Consider the following 18,715-nt stretch of genomic DNA (forward strand, 5'->3'; position numbering starts at 1 on the left):
TTTTTCCCCAATTTGGTATAATAAAATAACACGTGCAAGATATTGTATTAAAAACAGATGTAATCTATTTTATAAAGCCATCTGATATTTATCATTCTCTAAGGTAAGAGGGATTTTAAGATGCCGGAAAAAATATTAAGAGGAATATTCATATTGCTCTTTACTGTTCTCGGTATCGTTTTGTCCAGGCAGGGTGAAACGGTCCTGGCCGCACTGCTTCCCAATTCAGTTTTAACGGAAACCATATTGGGCGTTACCTTTATGGCTTTGGGGGCAATGCTGGTTGGCGGCATACTGGGAGCTGTCGTTGGTTGGTTTATTTCTCCATATCTGATCAGCTGCTTATTTGCATTTACTTCGAGAGTGGAAAAGTCCCTCTCTTCCATGTCCATTCAGGATCTGGTAGCCGGAACTCTCGGACTTTTTCTTGGGCTTATTATAGCCAATCTGGTAGGAATTGCATTTATCAGCGTACCTTATATCGGTCCTTATGTTTCTGTAGCCCTTAGCATCATACTCGGCTATCTTGGAATGCATCTGGCAGTTTCCAAGAAAAAGGAAATGGCCGGGTGGTTTCATCTTCATTCTGAACCGGAAAAGAAAAAAGGAAAGGATAAGAAAGAAGGCAAACTGCTTGATACGAACATTATAATCGATGGCCGGATTGCCGATATTTACCGTTCAGGTTTTTTGGAGGGACCAATTTATGTTCCTGTCTTTGTTCTGGAAGAATTGCAGAAAATAGCTGACAGCGCAGATGTCCTGAAAAGAAACCGTGGCCGCCGGGGGCTGGATATTTTAAATCACATGAAGAAAAACAGCAGGGATTTTCAAATCATTACTGATGACTTTGAAGATATGACTGAAGTGGATTCCAAACTTGTCAAGCTTGCAAGGGAAAAAGGTTATAAAATCGTAACAAATGACTATAACCTTAATAAGGTAGCGGAGCTTCAGGGGGTCAGTGTATTGAACATCAATGAGCTGGCCATAGCTGTTAAACCTGCCGTAATTCCCGGGGAGCAGCTATTTGTACAGCTCGTAAAACAGGGTAAAGAAGAAGGCCAGGGAGTTGCATATCTTGAGGATGGTACTATGATAGTTGTGGAAAATGGTAATCAATGCATCGGGCGTGAAGTTCCCGTCATTATTACTTCTGTTCTTCAAACCTCTGCAGGTAAAATGATTTTTGCTAAATTGGAAACCAATGATTAACAGTATGATACTTGTAGCCGCAGGCAGCGGCGTCCGTATGGGAGCTTCCTGTAATAAACTCCTTTTATCCTGTGAGGGACATCCGGTTATTTACTACACTTTAAAGAATGTATTTCGCAGTCGGCTTTTATCGGAATTGATCCTTGTTATAAAAGAGGACGAATTTTCTGATTTTGAAGAGATTGTGAAATCTCTTCCTCACACGGTGCCTGTCATCTATGCTCCAGGCGGACGGGAAAGATTTGATTCAGTCATGAATGGGCTGGTCAGGGTCTCTGATCATTCTGACAAGGTTCTTATCCATGATGGGGCTAGACCTCTCGTTGACGGGGAAACTATAGATAAGGCATTCGAGTCTATTACACCTGAAAATCCGGCTGTTGTAGTGACTCTGCCCTGTGTGGATACCATAAAAAAGACAGATGGTAATTATGTGATTAATACTCCGGATCGCAGTATCCTTTTCAGGGCACAGACTCCCCAGGGGGCGATGACTGCGATTTTCAGAAAGGCGGCTGCCGGCCTGAAAAAAGATTTAAAAATAACAGATGATGCCTCAATTCTTGAGCAGTTTGGCGTTCCGGTCCATATGATTCGGGGAAAGGAAATTTTTTTCAAAGTAACTACCCCTGATGATTTAGAACGGTTCAATCACATTTTACAAAAGAATTTTTGTCACATACGAATTGGACAGGGATATGATATTCATCAATTCAGCGATGACAGACCTCTTGTTCTTGGAGGAATTCGTATTTCTGACAAAAATGGCCTGTTGGGACATTCTGATGCAGATGTGCTGCTTCATGCCGTTATGGATGCTCTTCTCGGGGCGGCGGGACTTCCTGATATTGGTCATTATTTCCCTGATACGGATATCCGTTTTGAAGGGGCGGATAGTGCTGTACTTTTGGAAAAAGTAAGACAAATTATAGAGCAGAAAGGTTTTGCTGTCGGAAATATTGACAGTACTGTTATTGCTGAGAGACCTAAACTGGCCAAGCATATACCGGCAATGAAAAAAAGAATCGCTGATATATTAGATATAATACCGGATGCTGTTGGCATCAAGGCTACAACAAACGAAAAGCTTGGAGCTGTTGGCAGAGCAGAAGGAATAGCTGCTTTAGCTTCAGTCATATTATTCAGAAGGAGTTAATTCAATGGAAAAGAAATTAAAAGTTCGTTTTGCACCAAGTCCAACAGGACCTTTTCATATCGGAGGCGCCCGTTCTGCACTGTTTAATTGGCTTGTTGCTCGTCATTCCCAAGGTACATTCCTTGTCAGAATTGAAGATACAGATTTAAAACGCTCCAGCAGAGAATCCGAAGAAAACATCAAGGAATCCATGAAATGGCTTGGCCTTGACTGGGATGAAGGCATCGATGTAGGTGGAGAAAATGGTCCTTATCGTCAGACTGAAAGACTGGAGATCTATAAAAAGGAAGTTCAGCGTCTGCTTGATGAAGGAAAGGCCTATTATTGCTATTGCTCTGAAGAGGAGCTCGAAGCAAGCCGCCAGAAGCAGCTTGCTGCAGGGGAGACACCCGTTTATGATAATCATTGTCGCTCTTTGACTGAAGAACAGATTGCTCAGTATAAAGCTGAAGGCCGAAAACCTGTTATCCGCCTAAAAGTACGAAAAGATGGTGTTTTTGCATTCGATGATATGGTTCGCGGACATGTGGAATTTCAGGCAGCCCGTGTAGGTGATTTCATTATTGTTAAATCTGACGGCATTCCGGTTTACAATTTCGCCGTCGTTATTGATGACTCCCTGATGGGAGTGACTCATGTTATTCGTGCAGAGGAACATCTTTCCAACACCCCTCGTCAGCTTGCCATCTATGAAGCCCTCGGATATCCTGTCCCTGAATTCGGCCATATTTCTCTTATTCTTGGCTCTGACCATAAAAAAATGAGTAAGCGCCATGGCGCAACATCCGTAACAGAATATAAAAACATGGGATATCTTCCTGACGCGGTAGTTAATTATCTGGCTCTTCTTGGCTGGGCACCTAAAGGGGAACAGGAAATTTTTACCCGCGAAGAATTGATCAGGCAGTTCTCTATGAAGCGTGTTTCCTCGAACGATGCCGTATTTGATATCGAAAAATTAAACTGGATTAACTTCCAGTATATGAAGAAATTATCTCCGGAAGAACTTTTTGAACTTACTCTTCCGTTTATTGCTGATGCCGGGTATGTAAGTCTTCCTCTTACGAAAGAAAACAAAGATTGGCTGACCAAAGTGGTATGGTATGTAAGAGACCATCTTTATTATGGCGCCCAGGCTCCTGAAAATGTAAAGCTTTTCTTCGAGGACCTCCCTGTCATTACTGATTTGGAAACGCTGGATATTATGAAGCAGCCGACGAGCAGGGAAATCATTGAGAGATTTGCTGATGCTCTTGAGAAACTTGAATCTTTCGATGAAGCTTCCGTGAAGAAATGTTTCTCCGGTCTTATGAAGGAAACTGGAATCAAAGGCAAGGCCGCTTTTGAACCGGTAAGAATCGCATTGACTGGTGTTACTCATGGTCCCGGACTTTATGATATGATCGTCCTGTTTGGATTGAAGAAAACATTGACCCGGCTTCGGGATGGCCTTAAATATTGTTAAATTTGTCAGTCTGCTACAAATAGATCTCTGGAATAATTTCATTCTTTCGTATATAATTTAAATTAAGAATTTGACATAGCCTCTTTTTACATTTTTTGGAGCAATGAAGTTTCAAAGGATGAAAAGAGGCTTCTTTACTTTTATTTATTTTTAAGTCATTTATCTATTGACTGACTTTAATGCAGTGAGTAAAATTTATACAAGAAATGTTGCAATTATGCATAATTATGTAAGGAGAAGGGTCTTATGAACTTTGAACTGATTCAGCATGCCCTGCCTATGCTGCTGGTAGGCGCAGGAGTTACCATAGAAATTACCGCGGTCAGCGTCGCAGTTGGTTTCCTGATCGGGCTTTTCGTCGGGATTGCCCGTATTTCCCAGATGAAAGCTTTACGAATTCTTGCTACTGTGTATGCCGACTGTATTCGCGGGACACCATTACTGGTTCAGATTTTCCTCATTTATTTTGCGCTTCCTATTGTGACGGGACATCGTGTTGAACCTTTTGCGGCAGCCGTTGCAGCTTGTGGTATCAACAGCGGTGCTTATGTTTCTGAAATATTCAGAGCGGGCATTCAGGCTATTGATGCGGGCCAGATGGAAGCCGGCCGCTCCCTTGGGCTTACCTGGTGGCAGACTATGTATTACGTCATACTGCCACAGGCGGTACGTAATATTCTTCCTCCTCTTGGAAATGAGTTTATTGCTATGTTAAAGGATTCATCCCTTGTATCTGTAATTGGTTTTGAAGAGTTAACAAGGAGAGGCCAGCTTATTATTGCCCAGACCTATGGGTCATTTGAAATCTGGACAACCGTAGCGGTTCTTTACCTGATTATGACACTTGCTATTTCCCGGTTAGTTGCATGGTTAGAAAAGAGATAATTATGGCAGACAACAAGTATCTGATTGAAATCAATCACGTCGGAAAAAAATTTGGTGATCTTACCGTACTCAAAGATATTAGTGTTAAAGTGAAGGAAAAAGAAGTGGTTGTTATAATCGGGCCATCCGGTTCCGGTAAAAGTACACTCCTTCGCTGCATCAACGGTTTGGAACAGCCAACCAGCGGAGCCGTCCTTTTTGACGACATGCCTGTTAATGGTGAAAAAAACATTAATGAAGTACGTACGGAAGTGGGGATGGTTTTCCAGCGTTTTAATCTTTTCCCACACATGACGGTTATCCAGAATATTATGCTTGCACCCATGAAAGTGCGTAAAATCAGCAAAAAGGAAGCTTATGACCGCGGTATGCTTCTTCTCAAGAAAGTGGGACTGGAAGACAAGGCAGATTACAAGCCGGGTCAGCTTTCCGGCGGACAGCAGCAGCGTGTTGCCATTGCACGAGCTCTTGCCATGAAGCCAAAAGCCCTTCTTTTTGATGAACCTACTTCAGCCCTTGATCCGGAAATGGTGCATGAAGTACTTGATGTCATGAAGGAGGTAGCTGAAGAGGGTATGACCATGGTCGTGGTTACTCATGAAATGGGTTTTGCCAGGGAAGTAGGAGATAGGGTCCTTTTTATAGATGGTGGTGTTATCGTTGAAGAAGGGACTCCTGAAGAAGTCTTTAATCACACCCGGGAGGAAAGAACAAAGCTGTTCCTGTCCCAGGTCCTCTGATAATTTATATTTACCATCTTCGTATATATTATCTATACCATCGTTTGCTGATTTATGAGAACGATGGTATTTTCTTGTTTTCGGTTGACGTAACTATAGAATTATGGTATTGTAAATCTATGCCCAAATTTAGAGCATAGTAGTAATTATTTTAGGAGGAATTTCCATGAAGGGTACAGTTAAGTGGTTCAGTGCTGAAAAAGGCTATGGCTTTATTGAAAGAGAAGAAGGCGGAGACGTATTTGTTCATTTTTCCGCTATCCAGGCTGATGGTTTCAAGACACTGAATGAAGGCCAGAAGGTTGACTTTGATATCATTGAAGGTAACAGAGGACCCCAGGCTGCAAACGTAAAAGTAGAAGGCTGATCACTTACTGAAGCTTTAATATAGCGTAAGTCTCTGAACCCCGGAAAGAGCAGGGCTGCATGGCAGCTTTGCTCTTTTTGCATTTTGGGGCAAATTTTACTTGATCTTTCATTTTGAAATTTAATTATCACTTTTTTTATCTATTTCTTTTTATGGAGTTTCTTTTTTAATGCAGTCTAATTTAAATACCTCCAGTAATTGATTATTATACGAAATATAGTATAATATAAATAGAAGGACGAGCATGGAAGTTCGTTCAAGAAAGGGGGATTTCATTATGGAATTAACAGTTAGAGGAAAAAATCTGGAAATTACTGATGCCCTTCATTCTTATGTTGAAAAACATACTGGCAAGATCCAGAGATACTTTGACAAACCAATCAAGATTAATGTTTTACTCCGCATTTCAAATCTGACCAAGACTTGTGAAGTTACCGTATTTGTAGAAGGTGTTATTCTTCGCGGCGTAGAAAAGTCCGACGATATGTATAAATCAATCGATCTGGTTTTTGACAAGGTAGAGCGTCAGATTCACAAGTATAAGACTCGTCTCGCCAGACGGTTTAAGGAAAAGAATACTCTGAGCAAGCAGTTCATTGCAGAAAAAGAACCTGCGGCCCCGGTTAGTGATTCAGAGTTTGAAATTGTAAAGACTAAGCATTTTAATATCAGCCCGATGTCTCCAGAGGAAGCAATTCTGCAGATGAATCTGTTGGGTCATAATTTCTTCATGTTCTTTAATTCTGAAACTGAGTCTATGGCCGTAGTTTATCGCCGTAATGATGGAAAATATGGTCTGATTGACACGAATAAATAGAGTTTATATAAGAAATTCACGAAAAGGAGCAGTTTTTACTGCTCCTTTTTTGACTATATGTTTCCATTTTGTTAAAATAAACTATATGTATCCTCTATTGGGTTTAATAGAACATTACACAGTTAAAATAAGGAGTTGTATCAATGTTTGATAAATTTCTTGATCGTTTATTTAACGGTTCCAATGAAAAAGAAATCAAAAAAATTCGCAAAATTGTTGAACAGCAGATTAATCCTCTTGAAAAAGGATTGATGCAGCTCAGCGATTCCTCTCTCGCTAATAAGACAAATGAATTCAAAGCTCGTCTGGCCAAAGAGGAAACGCTGGACGATATTTTACCGGAAGCATTTGCGGTGATCCGTGAAGCTTCCCGTCGTGTGCTTGGTATGCGTCATTTTGATGTGCAGCTCATTGGCGGTATTATTCTTCATCGCGGTAACATTGCTGAAATGTGTACCGGTGAAGGTAAAACCCTTGTGGCTACCGCTCCTGTATATTTGAATGCTTTGGAAGGTAAAGGTGTTCATGTCATCACAGTTAATGATTACCTGGCTAAACGTGATAGTGAATGGATGGGACAGGTATATAAGTTTCTTGGACTTTCTGTCGGGCTGATTATTCATGATCTGGATTTCCAGCAGAGAAAAATTGCTTATAATTCAGATATCACCTATGGTACTAATAATGAATTCGGGTTTGACTACCTTCGCGATAATATGGTTACCTCATTGGATCAGATGGTACAGAGACCTCTTCATTATTGCCTGATTGATGAAGTTGACTCCATACTGATTGATGAAGCAAGAACACCTTTGATTATTTCCGGTCCTGGTCAAAAGTCCACGGATAATTATTATGTTGTTGCAAAACTTGTTCCTCAGCTAAAAAAAGACATTGATTTTACAATTGATGAAAAACAGAAAACCGTGGCGCCAACAGAGGCTGGCGTTGCTAAAATGGAAAAGCTTCTTGGCGTAGAAAATCTTTATGATGCAGAAAATCTCGAATTGAATCATCTCTTTGTTCAGGCTCTCCGTGCCCAGAATATGATGCAGCGCGATAAGGATTATGTCGTCAAAGACGGTGAGGTAGTCATTGTTGATGAATTTACAGGACGTCTGATGTATGGCCGCCGCTATTCTGATGGACTTCACCAGGCAATTGAGGCAAAAGAAGGATTGGAAGTTCAGCGTGAAAGTCAGACGCTTGCCACTATTACCTTCCAGAACTATTTCAGGATGTATGATAAACTGGCCGGGATGACCGGTACCGCAAAAACTGAAGAACAGGAATTCATCAAAATTTACGGTCTCCCTGTCCTTCAGGTTCCTACAAACAAGCCTATTCAGCGAAAGGATCTTCCGGATGTTGTATTTAAAACAAAGAGAGGCAAATATAGAGCTGTTGTAAAGGAAGTTCAACAACGCCATGCAACGGGGCAGCCTATGTTGATTGGTACAACTTCCATTGAACAGTCTGAGGAACTTTCCAGTATGCTTAATAAAGCGGGCATTCCCCATTCTGTATTAAATGCGAAATATCACGAAAAAGAAGCAGCTATAGTTGCATTGGCTGGCCAGAAAGATGCAGTTACAATTGCAACCAACATGGCCGGCCGTGGTACGGATATTCAGCTTGGGGATGGAGTAGCAGCTTTAGGTGGTCTGGCCATTATCGGTACTGAACGTCATGAAAGCCGTCGTATTGATAATCAGCTTCGCGGACGAGCCGGTCGTCAGGGTGATCCTGGTTCCAGCCAGTTCTTCCTGTCTCTGGAAGATGATCTTCTTCGCATTTTCGGAGGAGATAATATCAAGAAACTTATGGAAAAAATGGGCCTGGATGAAGATGAACCGATTAACAGCAAAATGGTTTCCAATGCCATTCAGAAAGCACAGAAACGTGTGGAAGCCCGCAACTTTGACATCCGTAAATATGTCCTTGAGTATGATGATGTCATGAACCAGCAGAGAAAAGTCGTCTATGATCAGCGTCGCAGGATTCTTGAAGGCGAGGACATGAAAGACCAGGTTCTCGGTATGGTTGATACCATTATTGATAAAGGCATGCAGGCTTATGCGGACCCCAAGCTTTATCCTGAAGAATGGGATTTTGAAGGGCTTTTAAAATACAGTGAAAAGTTTTTCCTTGCTCCTGGCGAACTGAGCCTTGAAGAAGTGGAGGATATGAGCAGGGAAGAACTTGAAGACAAACTAAAATCACTGGCTCATGAAACTTATGAATCCAGAGAAAAATCCATCGGTTCCCCAATGATGCGTGAACTGGAAAAGGCAGTTATGCTGAAAGTGGTAGATTCCAAGTGGATGGAGCACCTGGATGATATGGATATGTTAAAAGAAGGCATAGGTCTTCGTTCTTATGGCCAGAGAAACCCGATTGTTGAATATAAAGTGGAAGCCTATGACATTTTCGAAGAAATGCAGCAGGCCATGATGGAGACAATTATCCTTTATCTCTACCATATTCAGATCCGCTTTACCACAGACCCGGAAACTCCGCAACAGGAGACTCCTAAACCAGATAATCATCTTGAAGGGGCAACTGAGCATTATGTAGATGAGAATTCGCAGCATATGACGGATTCGGAAAACTGACGTTATTATTAAAATTAGAAATAAAACTTAATTTTGAATGTCTTTATGGAAAGCGAGATGACAATCCAGATGCTGGAAGATTTGAAAAAAACTTTAACAGAACTGCTGAATCATGAAAAAGAAATAAGGGATTCACTTTGACTTACCTCAGCTGAAGGAAAGAATCAGAAGTTACGATGTCCAGATGAGTGATCCCAGCTTTTGGGATGATGCCGACAAAGCTCGTCAGGTTTCACAGGAAGCCACGGAAGCTAAAGAAGCTTATGAAACATATACAAAGCTTTTCTCCAGAGCTGAAGGTCTCCAGGATATCCTTGAACTGGCTATCGAAGAAGATGACCAGTCCATGGAACCGGAAATTGCGAAAGAACTTGCAGAAGTCAAAGAGATCATGGACAAGAAGGAAATTGAACTCCTTCTGTCCGGGAAATATGATGCCAGCAATGCCATTATCACATTCCATGCAGGCGCTGGTGGTACAGAAGCTCAAGACTGGACTGAAATGCTTATTCGTATGTATATCAAGTGGGCTGAAGCAGAAGGGTTCGAACTGGATGAACTCAATATGCTGCCGGGGGATGAGGCAGGCATAAAAAGCGCAGAATACATGGTGAAGGGAAAGTATGCCTATGGCTTTCTGAAATCAGAAAAAGGTGTACATCGACTTGTCAGGATTTCTCCTTTTGATGCGGCTAAAAGGCGGCATACATCTTTTTCAGCTGTTGATGTAATGCCTGAAATCGATGATGATGTGCAGGTAGATCTTAATATGGATGATGTGAGAGTCGATTATTATCGCTCCAGCGGTGCAGGTGGACAGCACATTAATAAAACGAGTTCTGCTGTTCGTATGACCCATATACCTACAGGCATCGTTGCTGCCTGTCAGAATGAACGCAGCCAGTTCCAGAATAAGGAGCAGTGTCTTCGCCTTTTACGTGCTAAACTTTATGAATTCGAAATGAAGAAGCACGAGCAGGAAATCAGTGCACTCGAAGGAGACCAGCAGGCTATTGAATGGGGGAGTCAGATCCGCTCTTATGTTTTTCAGCCATATACTCTGGTTAAGGATAATCGGACTGGTGTAGAGACGGGGAATATCCAGGCTGTTATGGATGGTGATCTGGATCCTTTTATTGAAGGATTCCTGAAGATGAATAAATTCAACGCAAAAGCAAAATAAAAGGGAGAATGAAATGACGGCCATACAGAAAAACGCCTGCAGGATTCTGGCAGTTTTAATATGTATCGGTGTTATCGCTGCAGGGATTATTTCCCTGCAGCGTACTCATGTAGAGTCAGCCGCTTCTTCGGTTGAAAACGTGTATGATTATTACAACATCATTGATAATGCAGCGGTAGAAAAAAAGTCAGTCAATGATCTTTTTGCACTCTATAGAGAAAGTGGAGTCACATCATTAGCTGTATATGATGAAACCCTTGAAAAACTGGCCGGCCATGACTATCTCAGGGTATATAAGGGAAGTGATTTTATATCTCGAAATCCCGATGTGGGTGGCCTATCGGATAATAAAATTTATATTCAGCCGTCATTTAATGGGGTGGGACGTTCCTATTTCATGGAAACAGAAGAACATCTGCCTCTTGTATTGGGAAAGGATGCTGTAAGATTTCTGTCAGTCAATGGTACGGATACTCTTGAAGTCAATGCTGTCTATAACCAGCTTATGCTGAAACCACTGGGGATTTATCAGGAAACCGTTAAATCTGCAGCTAAAGAAGGATTCTATATCGTTCTGCGGCCAGTTAATGAACCTCATGTCACAAAAGAATATATTGACCTTTTCTTCAAAGCCGCAGATGTATCCGACAAGGTGAGTGCTGTTATTTTTCAGGGAAAAGAGGTACTTGGATATAAGAATTATGTGACTGATGTCACTCGTGGACTTCAGTCCCGGGGAATTCCGGTTGTTCTCATAGAAGCTCAGAATCAGCTTGGCTTTGAGCGTCAGTCCGGTAATCTGGATATGACTACTTTTTCAAATTATAATACGGTTCGTCTTTACGCAATGTCCAAGGATGAATTGATTAAAATAACCCCAAAAGAAGCAGCATCAAGATTTTATATTTCTGATATTGAAAGAAATATCAGGATGAATCTTTTCCCCTCCTATAAATTTCCTGTCGATGGAATGACGCTTTCTGAAACAAATGCATCTTACATTGCCGATGTTTCAGCCCGTCTGGCCAATCATGGGTTCACGGTCGGAAAGGCTTCCGTTTTTGCTCCTTATTTTCCGACTAAAATATTGCGAGCCATTGTTATGGTTGGGGCAGTATCTCTTATTGTGCTTGCCTTCATTTTCATTCTGCCGATACTACGCAATTACTGGCTTCCTGTTGAAATCGTGGGTATTTTGGGCACGCTGGGATTATTCTGGCTGAAAAATTCTGTCCTTCCGCTTCAGCTCCTGGCTTTGGGAATAGCCGTATGCACACCGGTTATCGTTATGACATTGTTCCTCGATTATTGCCTTAAAAGAAAAGACACTGCCTTTTCTGACGTCGGTTGGGCTCATCTTCTTGTTGAATCTCTGGCCCTGCTTTGGGGAGCAGGAATTTTATCTCTGGCCGGTGCAGCTTTCATCAGCGGACTTCTAGGAGATATCAGGTTTCTACTGGAAATACAGTTCTTCCGCGGCGTTAAAGCAACTTTTGTCCTTCCTCTTGTGTTTGTTTCTATTGTATATATCCAGAAATTCCCATTCTTCGGCAGTGTTGTTGCATCTGATCGTGACTTTGTTCGTTTTGTCAGGAAATTCTGTAATATCCAGATTAAGCTGGGGCTTCTTGTCGGACTTGGAATTCTTGCCATGGTCGGATTTATGTTTATCGGCAGAAGTGGTAATAACGGTGCTCCTGTACCCGCTTTCGAAATTGCGCTTCGGAGATTTCTTGAAGATGTAATGTATGCCCGCCCCAGGGAAAAAGAATTTCTTTTCGGGCACCCTGCAGTTCTTCTTTCAATGACTGCCCTTTACCGGAAATGGCCTCAGATTTTCCATTATTTTCTTATTGTTGCAGTAACAATTGGCCAGGGATCCATGGTTGAAACCTTCGCCCATATGAGGAGTCCTTATATGTTGAGCCTCATTCGAGGCTTTGACGGATTGGCCGCCGGAAGTCTTTCTGTCATTGCTGCTCTGATTGGGGTTATGATTCTGGTTCGAATTACCAAATTTTTTGGAGAACGATATGGCAAATTATAAGATCGTCATCTCCGGTTATTATGGATTCAATAATGCCGGGGATGAAGCAATGCTTTCTGCCATACTGCAGGCTTTAAGGAAAACTTTTGATGAACCGGATATCACTGTCATTTCCGGTAATCCAAAAGAAACTGCCCATTCTTTTGGTGTACATGGGATTCCCCGTTTTTCGATTTCCCAGATTATTACAGCCATTTTCAACTCCGACCTGATTATCAGCGGCGGCGGAAGCCTGCTCCAGGATGTCACGAGCTGGAAAAGCATGATTTATTATCTGTCAATCATTACTTTGGGAGTTCTTTTTCAAAAGCAGGTATTTCTTTATTCTCAGGGAATAGGTCCTGTAAGATATCGGGTGATTCGGATTATTCTGAAACACGTCCTTAATCACGTAGATGCAATAACGGTAAGGGATAAAGAATCCAAAGGATTTCTTGAAAGGCTGGGAGTCCACAGCAGAATTTATACCACTGCTGATGCAGTGCTTTCACTACAGCCGGCAGATTTAGCTTCCGGTCAGGACATTCTGAATGAAAACCATGTTCCCGGTATTGGAAAGAAAATCGGTATCGCCATCCGTAACTGGAATCATTCTGAAAAATGGATGGCTGATTTAAAAAAATATATTGAAAAACTTTCTCTGAATAAAGATATTTCTATTATTTTCATTCCTATGCAGTATCCGGAAGATCGGGATGCCGCAATAAAAATCTGCTCAAACAATAATAATGTGTACGTATTGCCGGGAGATTATACTATAAATGAGCTTATGTCTATTATAGGCAGTATGGATGTCCTCGTAGGCATGAGGCTGCATGCCCTGATTTTTTCCGCATTGATGCATGTACCTTTCCTTGGAATTTCCTATGATCCCAAAATAGACAATTTTCTGGCACTGATTGGAGAAAAACCGGTATGTTCTGTTTCCCATATGGATGCAATAAAGTTGTATAATAATACATGTAAACTGTGTGCCGATGCGGAATCTTTTTCCGGCTGGGGCAATGTGAAACGGCTTCAGGAGCAGGCTCTGCAGAATGTTCATATTTTAAAAAATCTTGTCGAAAACAAGGAGGAAAACTGATGAGTCATCTTACCAGTGAAGAGATCACTTTACTCAAGGAAAAGGCGAAAGAAGTACGCATTGATATTTTGAAAATGATTACTAAAGCAAATTCCGGTCATACTGGTGGTTCTTTATCAGTGGCGGATCTTCTCACACTTCTTTATTTTAAGGAAATGAATATAAATCCTGAGGATACTCACTGGCAAGAAAGGGACAGGCTTGTCCTTTCCAAAGGACACGGGGCTCCTGCTATGTATGCTTGCCTTTCTGAAAGAGGATATTTCCCGAAAGAAGAACTTGAAGGTCTCCGTCAGGCTGGTCATATGCTTCAGGGACATCCTGATATGAAACATACTCCGGGCGTAGATATGACCACCGGTTCTCTTGGACAGGGAATTAGCGCCGCTTGTGGCATGGCACTTGCTTCCCAAATAGATAATAAAAACTGGAGAGTGTTTGCGGTTCTTGGTGATGGAGAACTCGAGGAAGGTCAGGTTTGGGAAGCAGCTATGTATGCTGCTCATTATAAACTGGATCACCTGACTGCTTTTGTGGATAATAATGGTCTCCAGATTGACGGCCCTATTACGGAAGTCATGTCGTCTCTTCCCATCGATGAAAAATTCAAGGCTTTTGGATGGCATGTTATTCTTACGGACGGCCATGATTTTAATGCGCTTCATAATGCGATTGAAGAAGCAAAAGCGACCTCAGGGAAGCCTACCATGATTGTGATGAAGACAGTTAAGGGTAAAGGCGTTCCGGAAATTGAAAATAAAGTCGGATGGCATGGAAAAGCTCCGACCGCTGAAGAATGCGAACGTTTTATTAAAGCAGTGGAGGAAGAATAAATGGGTAAGGCAACTCGTGATGCATATGGTGAAGCTCTTAAAGAATTAGGGGCTGTGAATCCTGATATTGTTGTACTGGATGCTGATCTTTCTGCTTCCACTAAAACTCAGGTTTTTGCAAAGGAATATCCTAATCGTTTTTTTGATACCGGTATTGCTGAAGCTAATATGATGGGTGTCGCAGCCGGATTGGCTGCGGCAGGTAAAATTCCCTTTGCATCTACCTTTGCTGTTTTTGGTGCCGGTCGTGCTTATGAACAGATTCGAAATTCCATCTGTTACCCTAAGCTGAATGTAAAAGTTGCTGTTACTCATGCCGGCCTCACGGTTGGTGAAGATGGCGCTACTCATCAAATGCTTGAAGATATTACCTTGATGAGAGCACTTCCCAATATGACTGTCATTGTTCCGGCTGATGCAAAGGAAACTAAAGAGGCTGTCAAATGGGCGGCTTCTTATTATGGACCAGTTTATATTCGCATGGGCCGTGCTAAATGTGATGACATCATGCCGGAAGATTATATTTTTAAACCGGGTAAAAGCTTTGAGGTATGCCCTGGTACTAATCTTACAATTATTGCCTGCGGCATTATGACGGCCATGGCCCAAAAAGCTCACGATTTACTTAAAGCGGACGGAATTTCTGCAAGGGTTATCAATATGAGCTCCATAAAGCCAATTGATAAGGACGCCATCAATAAAGCTGCCAAAGAAACCGGCGCAATTCTTACCTGTGAAGAACATACGGTAAAAGGGGGACTGGGTGGTGCAGTTGCAGAAGTGCTCTGCCTGAATAACCCTGTTCCCATGGCAATGATTGGAACGGAAGATACCTTTGGCCAATCCGGTAAAGCTGATGAACTGCTCGAAGTATATGGACTCACTACTGAAAATATCGTAAAAAAAGCAAAAACACTGCTTGCAAGAAAGTGAGGAATTAATGATTACTTTTGATCAGGTGTCTCTGAATTATGATCCAAAACATACGGCCCTGAAAAATATTTCCACTCATATTGATAAAGGAGAGTTTGTATTTGTAGTAGGTCCCAGTGGGGCCGGCAAGTCCACTTTTGTGAAAATACTGACTCATGAACTGGTGCCTGAATCCGGAACTGTTATCGTCAATGGAATCAATATTACCCGATTAAAAAGAAGTAAGATTCCCTATTACAGGCGGACGCTGGGCATCGTATTCCAGGATTTCCGCCTTCTCTCGGAAAAAACTGTATTTGATAATATTGCTTTTGTCCTCAGGGTAACCGGTGCGAAAAGCCGTGAAATCAAGGAACGTGTTAACAGAGTGCTTGACCTTGTGGGCCTTAGAAATAAGGCAAAAGAACTTCCTTCCCGCCTTTCAGGCGGCGAACAGCAGCGTGTGGCCATAGCCCGTGCACTTGTCAATCAGCCTATTCTTTTGATTGCTGATGAACCAACCGGCAACCTGGATCCTGTGACAACTGATGAAATCATGAAGCTCTTTAATGAAATCAATCATATGGGGACGACCATTATTATGGTTACACATAACAAGGATCTTGTAAACACCATGCATAAGCGGGTCATTAATATTGAAGATGGCCGTATCATTGCAGATCAGGAAAAAGGGGGATACCACCTACATGTTTAGTTCTTTGGGTTATTTTTGGAAGGAGACTTTTCATTCTCTTTTCAGGAATAAATTTATGGCAGTTGCCTCCATTCTGACTGTGACGTTATCCATGTTTATTCTGGGGACGTTTCTCTGTGCGGTGCTGAATGTCAATCATATGGCCTCCTATCTTGAAAGCCAGGTGGAAATGACCATTTATCTGAAAGATGGATTAACTACCAGCCAGGTTATGGGAGTAGGGCAGCGGCTCAAGGCACTTCCTGATCTTAAAGAAATTAAATTTACTAATAAAGATCAGGCAATGGCGGAATTCAAAAAAGGTCTTGGAGATCAGCAGGGAATATTGGAGGCCATCAATGGCAATCCTCTTCCAGCTTCCTATTCAACTTCTTTTTCCAATCCGGAATCTTTAAAAAATGCGGTAGCAATCGTTTCTAAATATAATGAAGTAGATTCCGTACAATATGGGCAGGAAATTATTGAGCAGCTTTATAAAGTGGCACAAGTAATCCGCATTGGCGGTATTATTCTTATAGTTTTTCTTGCAGGCGCGGAGCTTTTTATTATTTCCAATACAATCAGATTGACCGTTTTTGCAAGACGCCGTGAAATTCAGATTATGAAATACGTAGGAGCTACTAATGGGTTTATCCGCTGGCCATTTATCTTTGAAGGTATGGTCATAGGTTTTATTGGTTCCGGTATAGCTTCTCTTATTCTATGGGAAGGGTACAAAATCGTTCTACAGAAAATGACAGATGCAGGCCTTGTATTTATACCAATGATTTCAATATGGCCTTTTGTCGGCTATCTTTCTGCAATCATTCTTGGAGCCGGAATCATCATTGGCATTTTAGGAAGTACGATTTCGCTTCGCAAGTATATGAAGGTATGATTTCCAATGAAAATAACAAGGAATATTGTTTCAGCTCTGATTTTTTCCCTGGTTATTGGCAATGCTTCTATTTACGTACCTTCTTATGCGGATGATCTTGATGATCAGTTATCTGATATTCAGGGTCAGATTGATGCATCCCGTATCGAACAGGCTAACTGGGAACAGGTAATTGAAGAAGTCAGTGTCAGGCTGAAAGGAATTCAGGCGGAACTAAATGCGGCTACCGCAAGGCTCAGAGGCATTCAACAGAAGCAAGCTCAAATTAATGCTCAGATTGAACAGACCAAAAGGGATATAGCTAAAGCAGAAGCTTACCTCAAATCCAGACAGGATATATTAAACCGTCGTGTTCGTGCTATATACATGCACGGACAACTGAATTACCTGGAGGTTATTCTTGGGGCAAACAGTTTCAGTGACTTTGCAAATCGTCTGGAATTGCTCAAAAGAATTATCCGGTCTGACTATAATCTGATTTTGGAGATACAGAAGCAGAAAGCTGCCATTGAAGCCAAAAAAGCACAGCTGGAAGAAGATAAACGACAGCTCGATGCCCTGGCTCTTGAAGCGGAAAAAGCTCAGCAGGAAATTGCTGCCAAAAAGGCTGAACAGCAGAAGATACTTGATTCCGCAAAGAGCAACAGAGCGGCTGCAGCACAAATGGAGCGGGATCTCGCAGCTCAGGCTGAACAGGTCAGGAATTTGATCCAGCAGCGCCTTGCGGCTGCTGAGGCTGCCCGTCAGGCGGCTTCCGGCGGAGGCAGCGATGATGGTTATGTACAGGGTACTGGTGCTATGAGCTGGCCCTGCAGCGGACCGATTACTTCACCTTTTGGTTATCGGACACATCCAATTTTCGGAACTACTATTTTCCATGCGGGAATTGATATTGGCGTGGACTATGGAACTCCTATCCATGCAGCGGATAGTGGAGTAGTTGTTTACTCCGGATGGATTTCCGGCTATGGAAATGCCGTTATTATCGACCATGGTGGTGGAGTTTCAACATTGTACGGGCATAATCAATCCTTAGCTGTTTCTGAAGGCCAGTCCGTGTCAAAAGGTTCTGTTATCGCATACGCGGGGTCCACCGGTAATTCGACCGGACCTCATTGTCATTTTGAAGTCGATATAAATGGATCTCCAGCCAATCCTATGGGGTACTTGTAATGAAATCCATTGTATTAAAGCATTGGAAATCAGTGTTGGCCGGTGCAGTGCTTATACTTTCCGGGGCCGTAATATTTCCAGTGGGATATGCTGTGTTTATTACGAACGGACACCCGGCTGAATTATTTCGCTTTTTAGGAAATTGTCATAGAATAAAGTCGGAATATTTCAAATCTGTTGATGATGCCCAACTCTGGAAAGGTGCTACAAAAGGTATGCTTGAAGGGCTGGGGGATCCTTATACAACCCTTTTGTCGGGTGACACCTTTGATTCATTTTCAAGAACTACCAGTGGAGAATATGCAGGTATAGGCGTACTGGTTGGACTTGATACTGATTTAAATATTCGAATTTTTTCTGTATTTCCTGACAGTGCAGCAGAAGAAGCCGGATTGAAATCCGGTGATCTTATTCTTTCGGTCGATGGGCTATCTGCTTCAGATTTGGGTTTAACTGGTGTATCCCATACACTCAGGGGACAGATCGGAACGACTGCTGCGCTTGTTGTAAAACGAGAAGATCAACAGTTAGATACAATATCATTAACTTAACAGCTGCTAAAGTGCTTCCAAATCGAAATTTCTCTATTGCGTTTAAAGGAAATAGGGCCTTATTCACCCTGTTCGGAGTA

General features: G+C 42.1%; 17 protein-coding genes. All 17 read left to right on the forward strand.

Going from position 1 to position 18,715, the window contains the following annotated elements:
• The first annotated feature begins 120 nt into the window (after positions 1-120).
• The 17 genes from QZN42_RS00875 (at position 121) to QZN42_RS00955 (ending at position 18,635) form a co-directional block, all read left to right on the forward strand.
• The gene (locus QZN42_RS00875; RefSeq protein ID WP_296953726.1) at positions 121-1,215 is read left to right on the forward strand and encodes a PIN/TRAM domain-containing protein; all 1,095 of its coding nucleotides are present in this window, start codon (positions 121-123) and stop codon (positions 1,213-1,215) included.
• A 4-nt stretch (positions 1,216-1,219) separates the two neighbouring features.
• Complete coding sequence (gene ispF / locus QZN42_RS00880) at positions 1,220-2,371, forward strand: 2-C-methyl-D-erythritol 2,4-cyclodiphosphate synthase (protein WP_296953766.1); 1,152 nt, start codon at positions 1,220-1,222, stop codon at positions 2,369-2,371.
• Between the two features lie 4 nt (positions 2,372-2,375).
• Entirely contained in the window at positions 2,376-3,836 is a 1,461-nt protein-coding gene (gene gltX / locus QZN42_RS00885; protein ID WP_296953728.1) for a glutamate--tRNA ligase, read from the forward strand.
• Between the two features lie 246 nt (positions 3,837-4,082).
• Positions 4,083-4,721: an amino acid ABC transporter permease gene (locus tag QZN42_RS00890; protein WP_296953730.1), complete on the forward strand. Its 639-nt coding sequence runs from the start codon at positions 4,083-4,085 to the stop codon at positions 4,719-4,721.
• Positions 4,722-4,723: 2 nt separating this feature from the next.
• The gene (locus QZN42_RS00895) at positions 4,724-5,461 is read left to right on the forward strand and encodes an amino acid ABC transporter ATP-binding protein (protein ID WP_296953732.1); all 738 of its coding nucleotides are present in this window, start codon (positions 4,724-4,726) and stop codon (positions 5,459-5,461) included.
• Positions 5,462-5,627: 166 nt separating this feature from the next.
• Positions 5,628-5,828: a cold shock domain-containing protein gene (locus QZN42_RS00900; protein ID WP_296953734.1), complete on the forward strand. Its 201-nt coding sequence runs from the start codon at positions 5,628-5,630 to the stop codon at positions 5,826-5,828.
• A gap of 277 nt (positions 5,829-6,105) precedes the next feature.
• Positions 6,106-6,645, forward strand: a complete 540-nt coding sequence (gene raiA / locus QZN42_RS00905) for a ribosome hibernation-promoting factor, HPF/YfiA family (RefSeq protein ID WP_296953769.1) — start codon at positions 6,106-6,108, stop codon at positions 6,643-6,645.
• A 143-nt stretch (positions 6,646-6,788) separates the two neighbouring features.
• Positions 6,789-9,260 carry a preprotein translocase subunit SecA gene (secA, locus tag QZN42_RS00910; protein ID WP_296953735.1) on the forward strand — a complete coding sequence of 824 codons (2,472 nt, stop codon included), beginning with the start codon at positions 6,789-6,791 and terminating at the stop codon, positions 9,258-9,260.
• Positions 9,261-9,329: 69 nt separating this feature from the next.
• Positions 9,330-10,443, forward strand: a protein-coding gene (gene prfB, locus QZN42_RS00915) for a peptide chain release factor 2 (RefSeq protein ID WP_363915960.1) whose coding sequence is annotated in 2 segments (ribosomal slippage) — positions 9,330-9,398 and positions 9,400-10,443 — 1,113 coding nt in all. Because the reading frame shifts where the segments join, the coding sequence is not laid out codon by codon here.
• Positions 10,444-10,456: 13 nt separating this feature from the next.
• Entirely contained in the window at positions 10,457-12,490 is a 2,034-nt protein-coding gene (locus QZN42_RS00920; RefSeq protein WP_296953737.1) for a DUF5693 family protein, read from the forward strand.
• Positions 12,477-13,574 carry a polysaccharide pyruvyl transferase CsaB gene (csaB, locus tag QZN42_RS00925; RefSeq protein WP_296953739.1) on the forward strand — a complete coding sequence of 366 codons (1,098 nt, stop codon included), beginning with the start codon at positions 12,477-12,479 and terminating at the stop codon, positions 13,572-13,574. Before QZN42_RS00920 ends, csaB begins: the two co-directional genes overlap by 14 nt.
• Positions 13,574-14,407: a transketolase gene (locus QZN42_RS00930; RefSeq protein ID WP_296953741.1), complete on the forward strand. Its 834-nt coding sequence runs from the start codon at positions 13,574-13,576 to the stop codon at positions 14,405-14,407. Before csaB ends, QZN42_RS00930 begins: the two co-directional genes overlap by 1 nt.
• Complete coding sequence (locus QZN42_RS00935; RefSeq protein WP_296953743.1) at positions 14,408-15,340, forward strand: transketolase family protein; 933 nt, start codon at positions 14,408-14,410, stop codon at positions 15,338-15,340.
• Positions 15,341-15,347: 7 nt separating this feature from the next.
• Positions 15,348-16,034, forward strand: a complete 687-nt coding sequence (ftsE, locus tag QZN42_RS00940) for a cell division ATP-binding protein FtsE (RefSeq protein ID WP_296953745.1) — start codon at positions 15,348-15,350, stop codon at positions 16,032-16,034.
• A complete protein-coding gene (gene ftsX, locus QZN42_RS00945; protein ID WP_296953747.1) occupies positions 16,027-16,911 on the forward strand; it encodes a permease-like cell division protein FtsX in 885 nt (294 codons plus the stop codon). The genes ftsE and ftsX overlap by 8 nt, the downstream gene beginning before the upstream one ends.
• 6 nt (positions 16,912-16,917) lie before the next feature.
• On the forward strand, positions 16,918-18,084 hold the full coding sequence (locus tag QZN42_RS00950) for a murein hydrolase activator EnvC (protein ID WP_296953749.1): 1,167 nt from the start codon (positions 16,918-16,920) through the stop codon (positions 18,082-18,084).
• Entirely contained in the window at positions 18,084-18,635 is a 552-nt protein-coding gene (locus QZN42_RS00955) for a S41 family peptidase (RefSeq protein WP_296953751.1), read from the forward strand. Before QZN42_RS00950 ends, QZN42_RS00955 begins: the two co-directional genes overlap by 1 nt.
• Positions 18,636-18,715: the final 80 nt, after the last annotated feature.

The organism is uncultured Dialister sp. (assembly GCA_900314595.1).
GTDB lineage: Bacteria > Bacillota > Negativicutes > Veillonellales > Dialisteraceae > Dialister.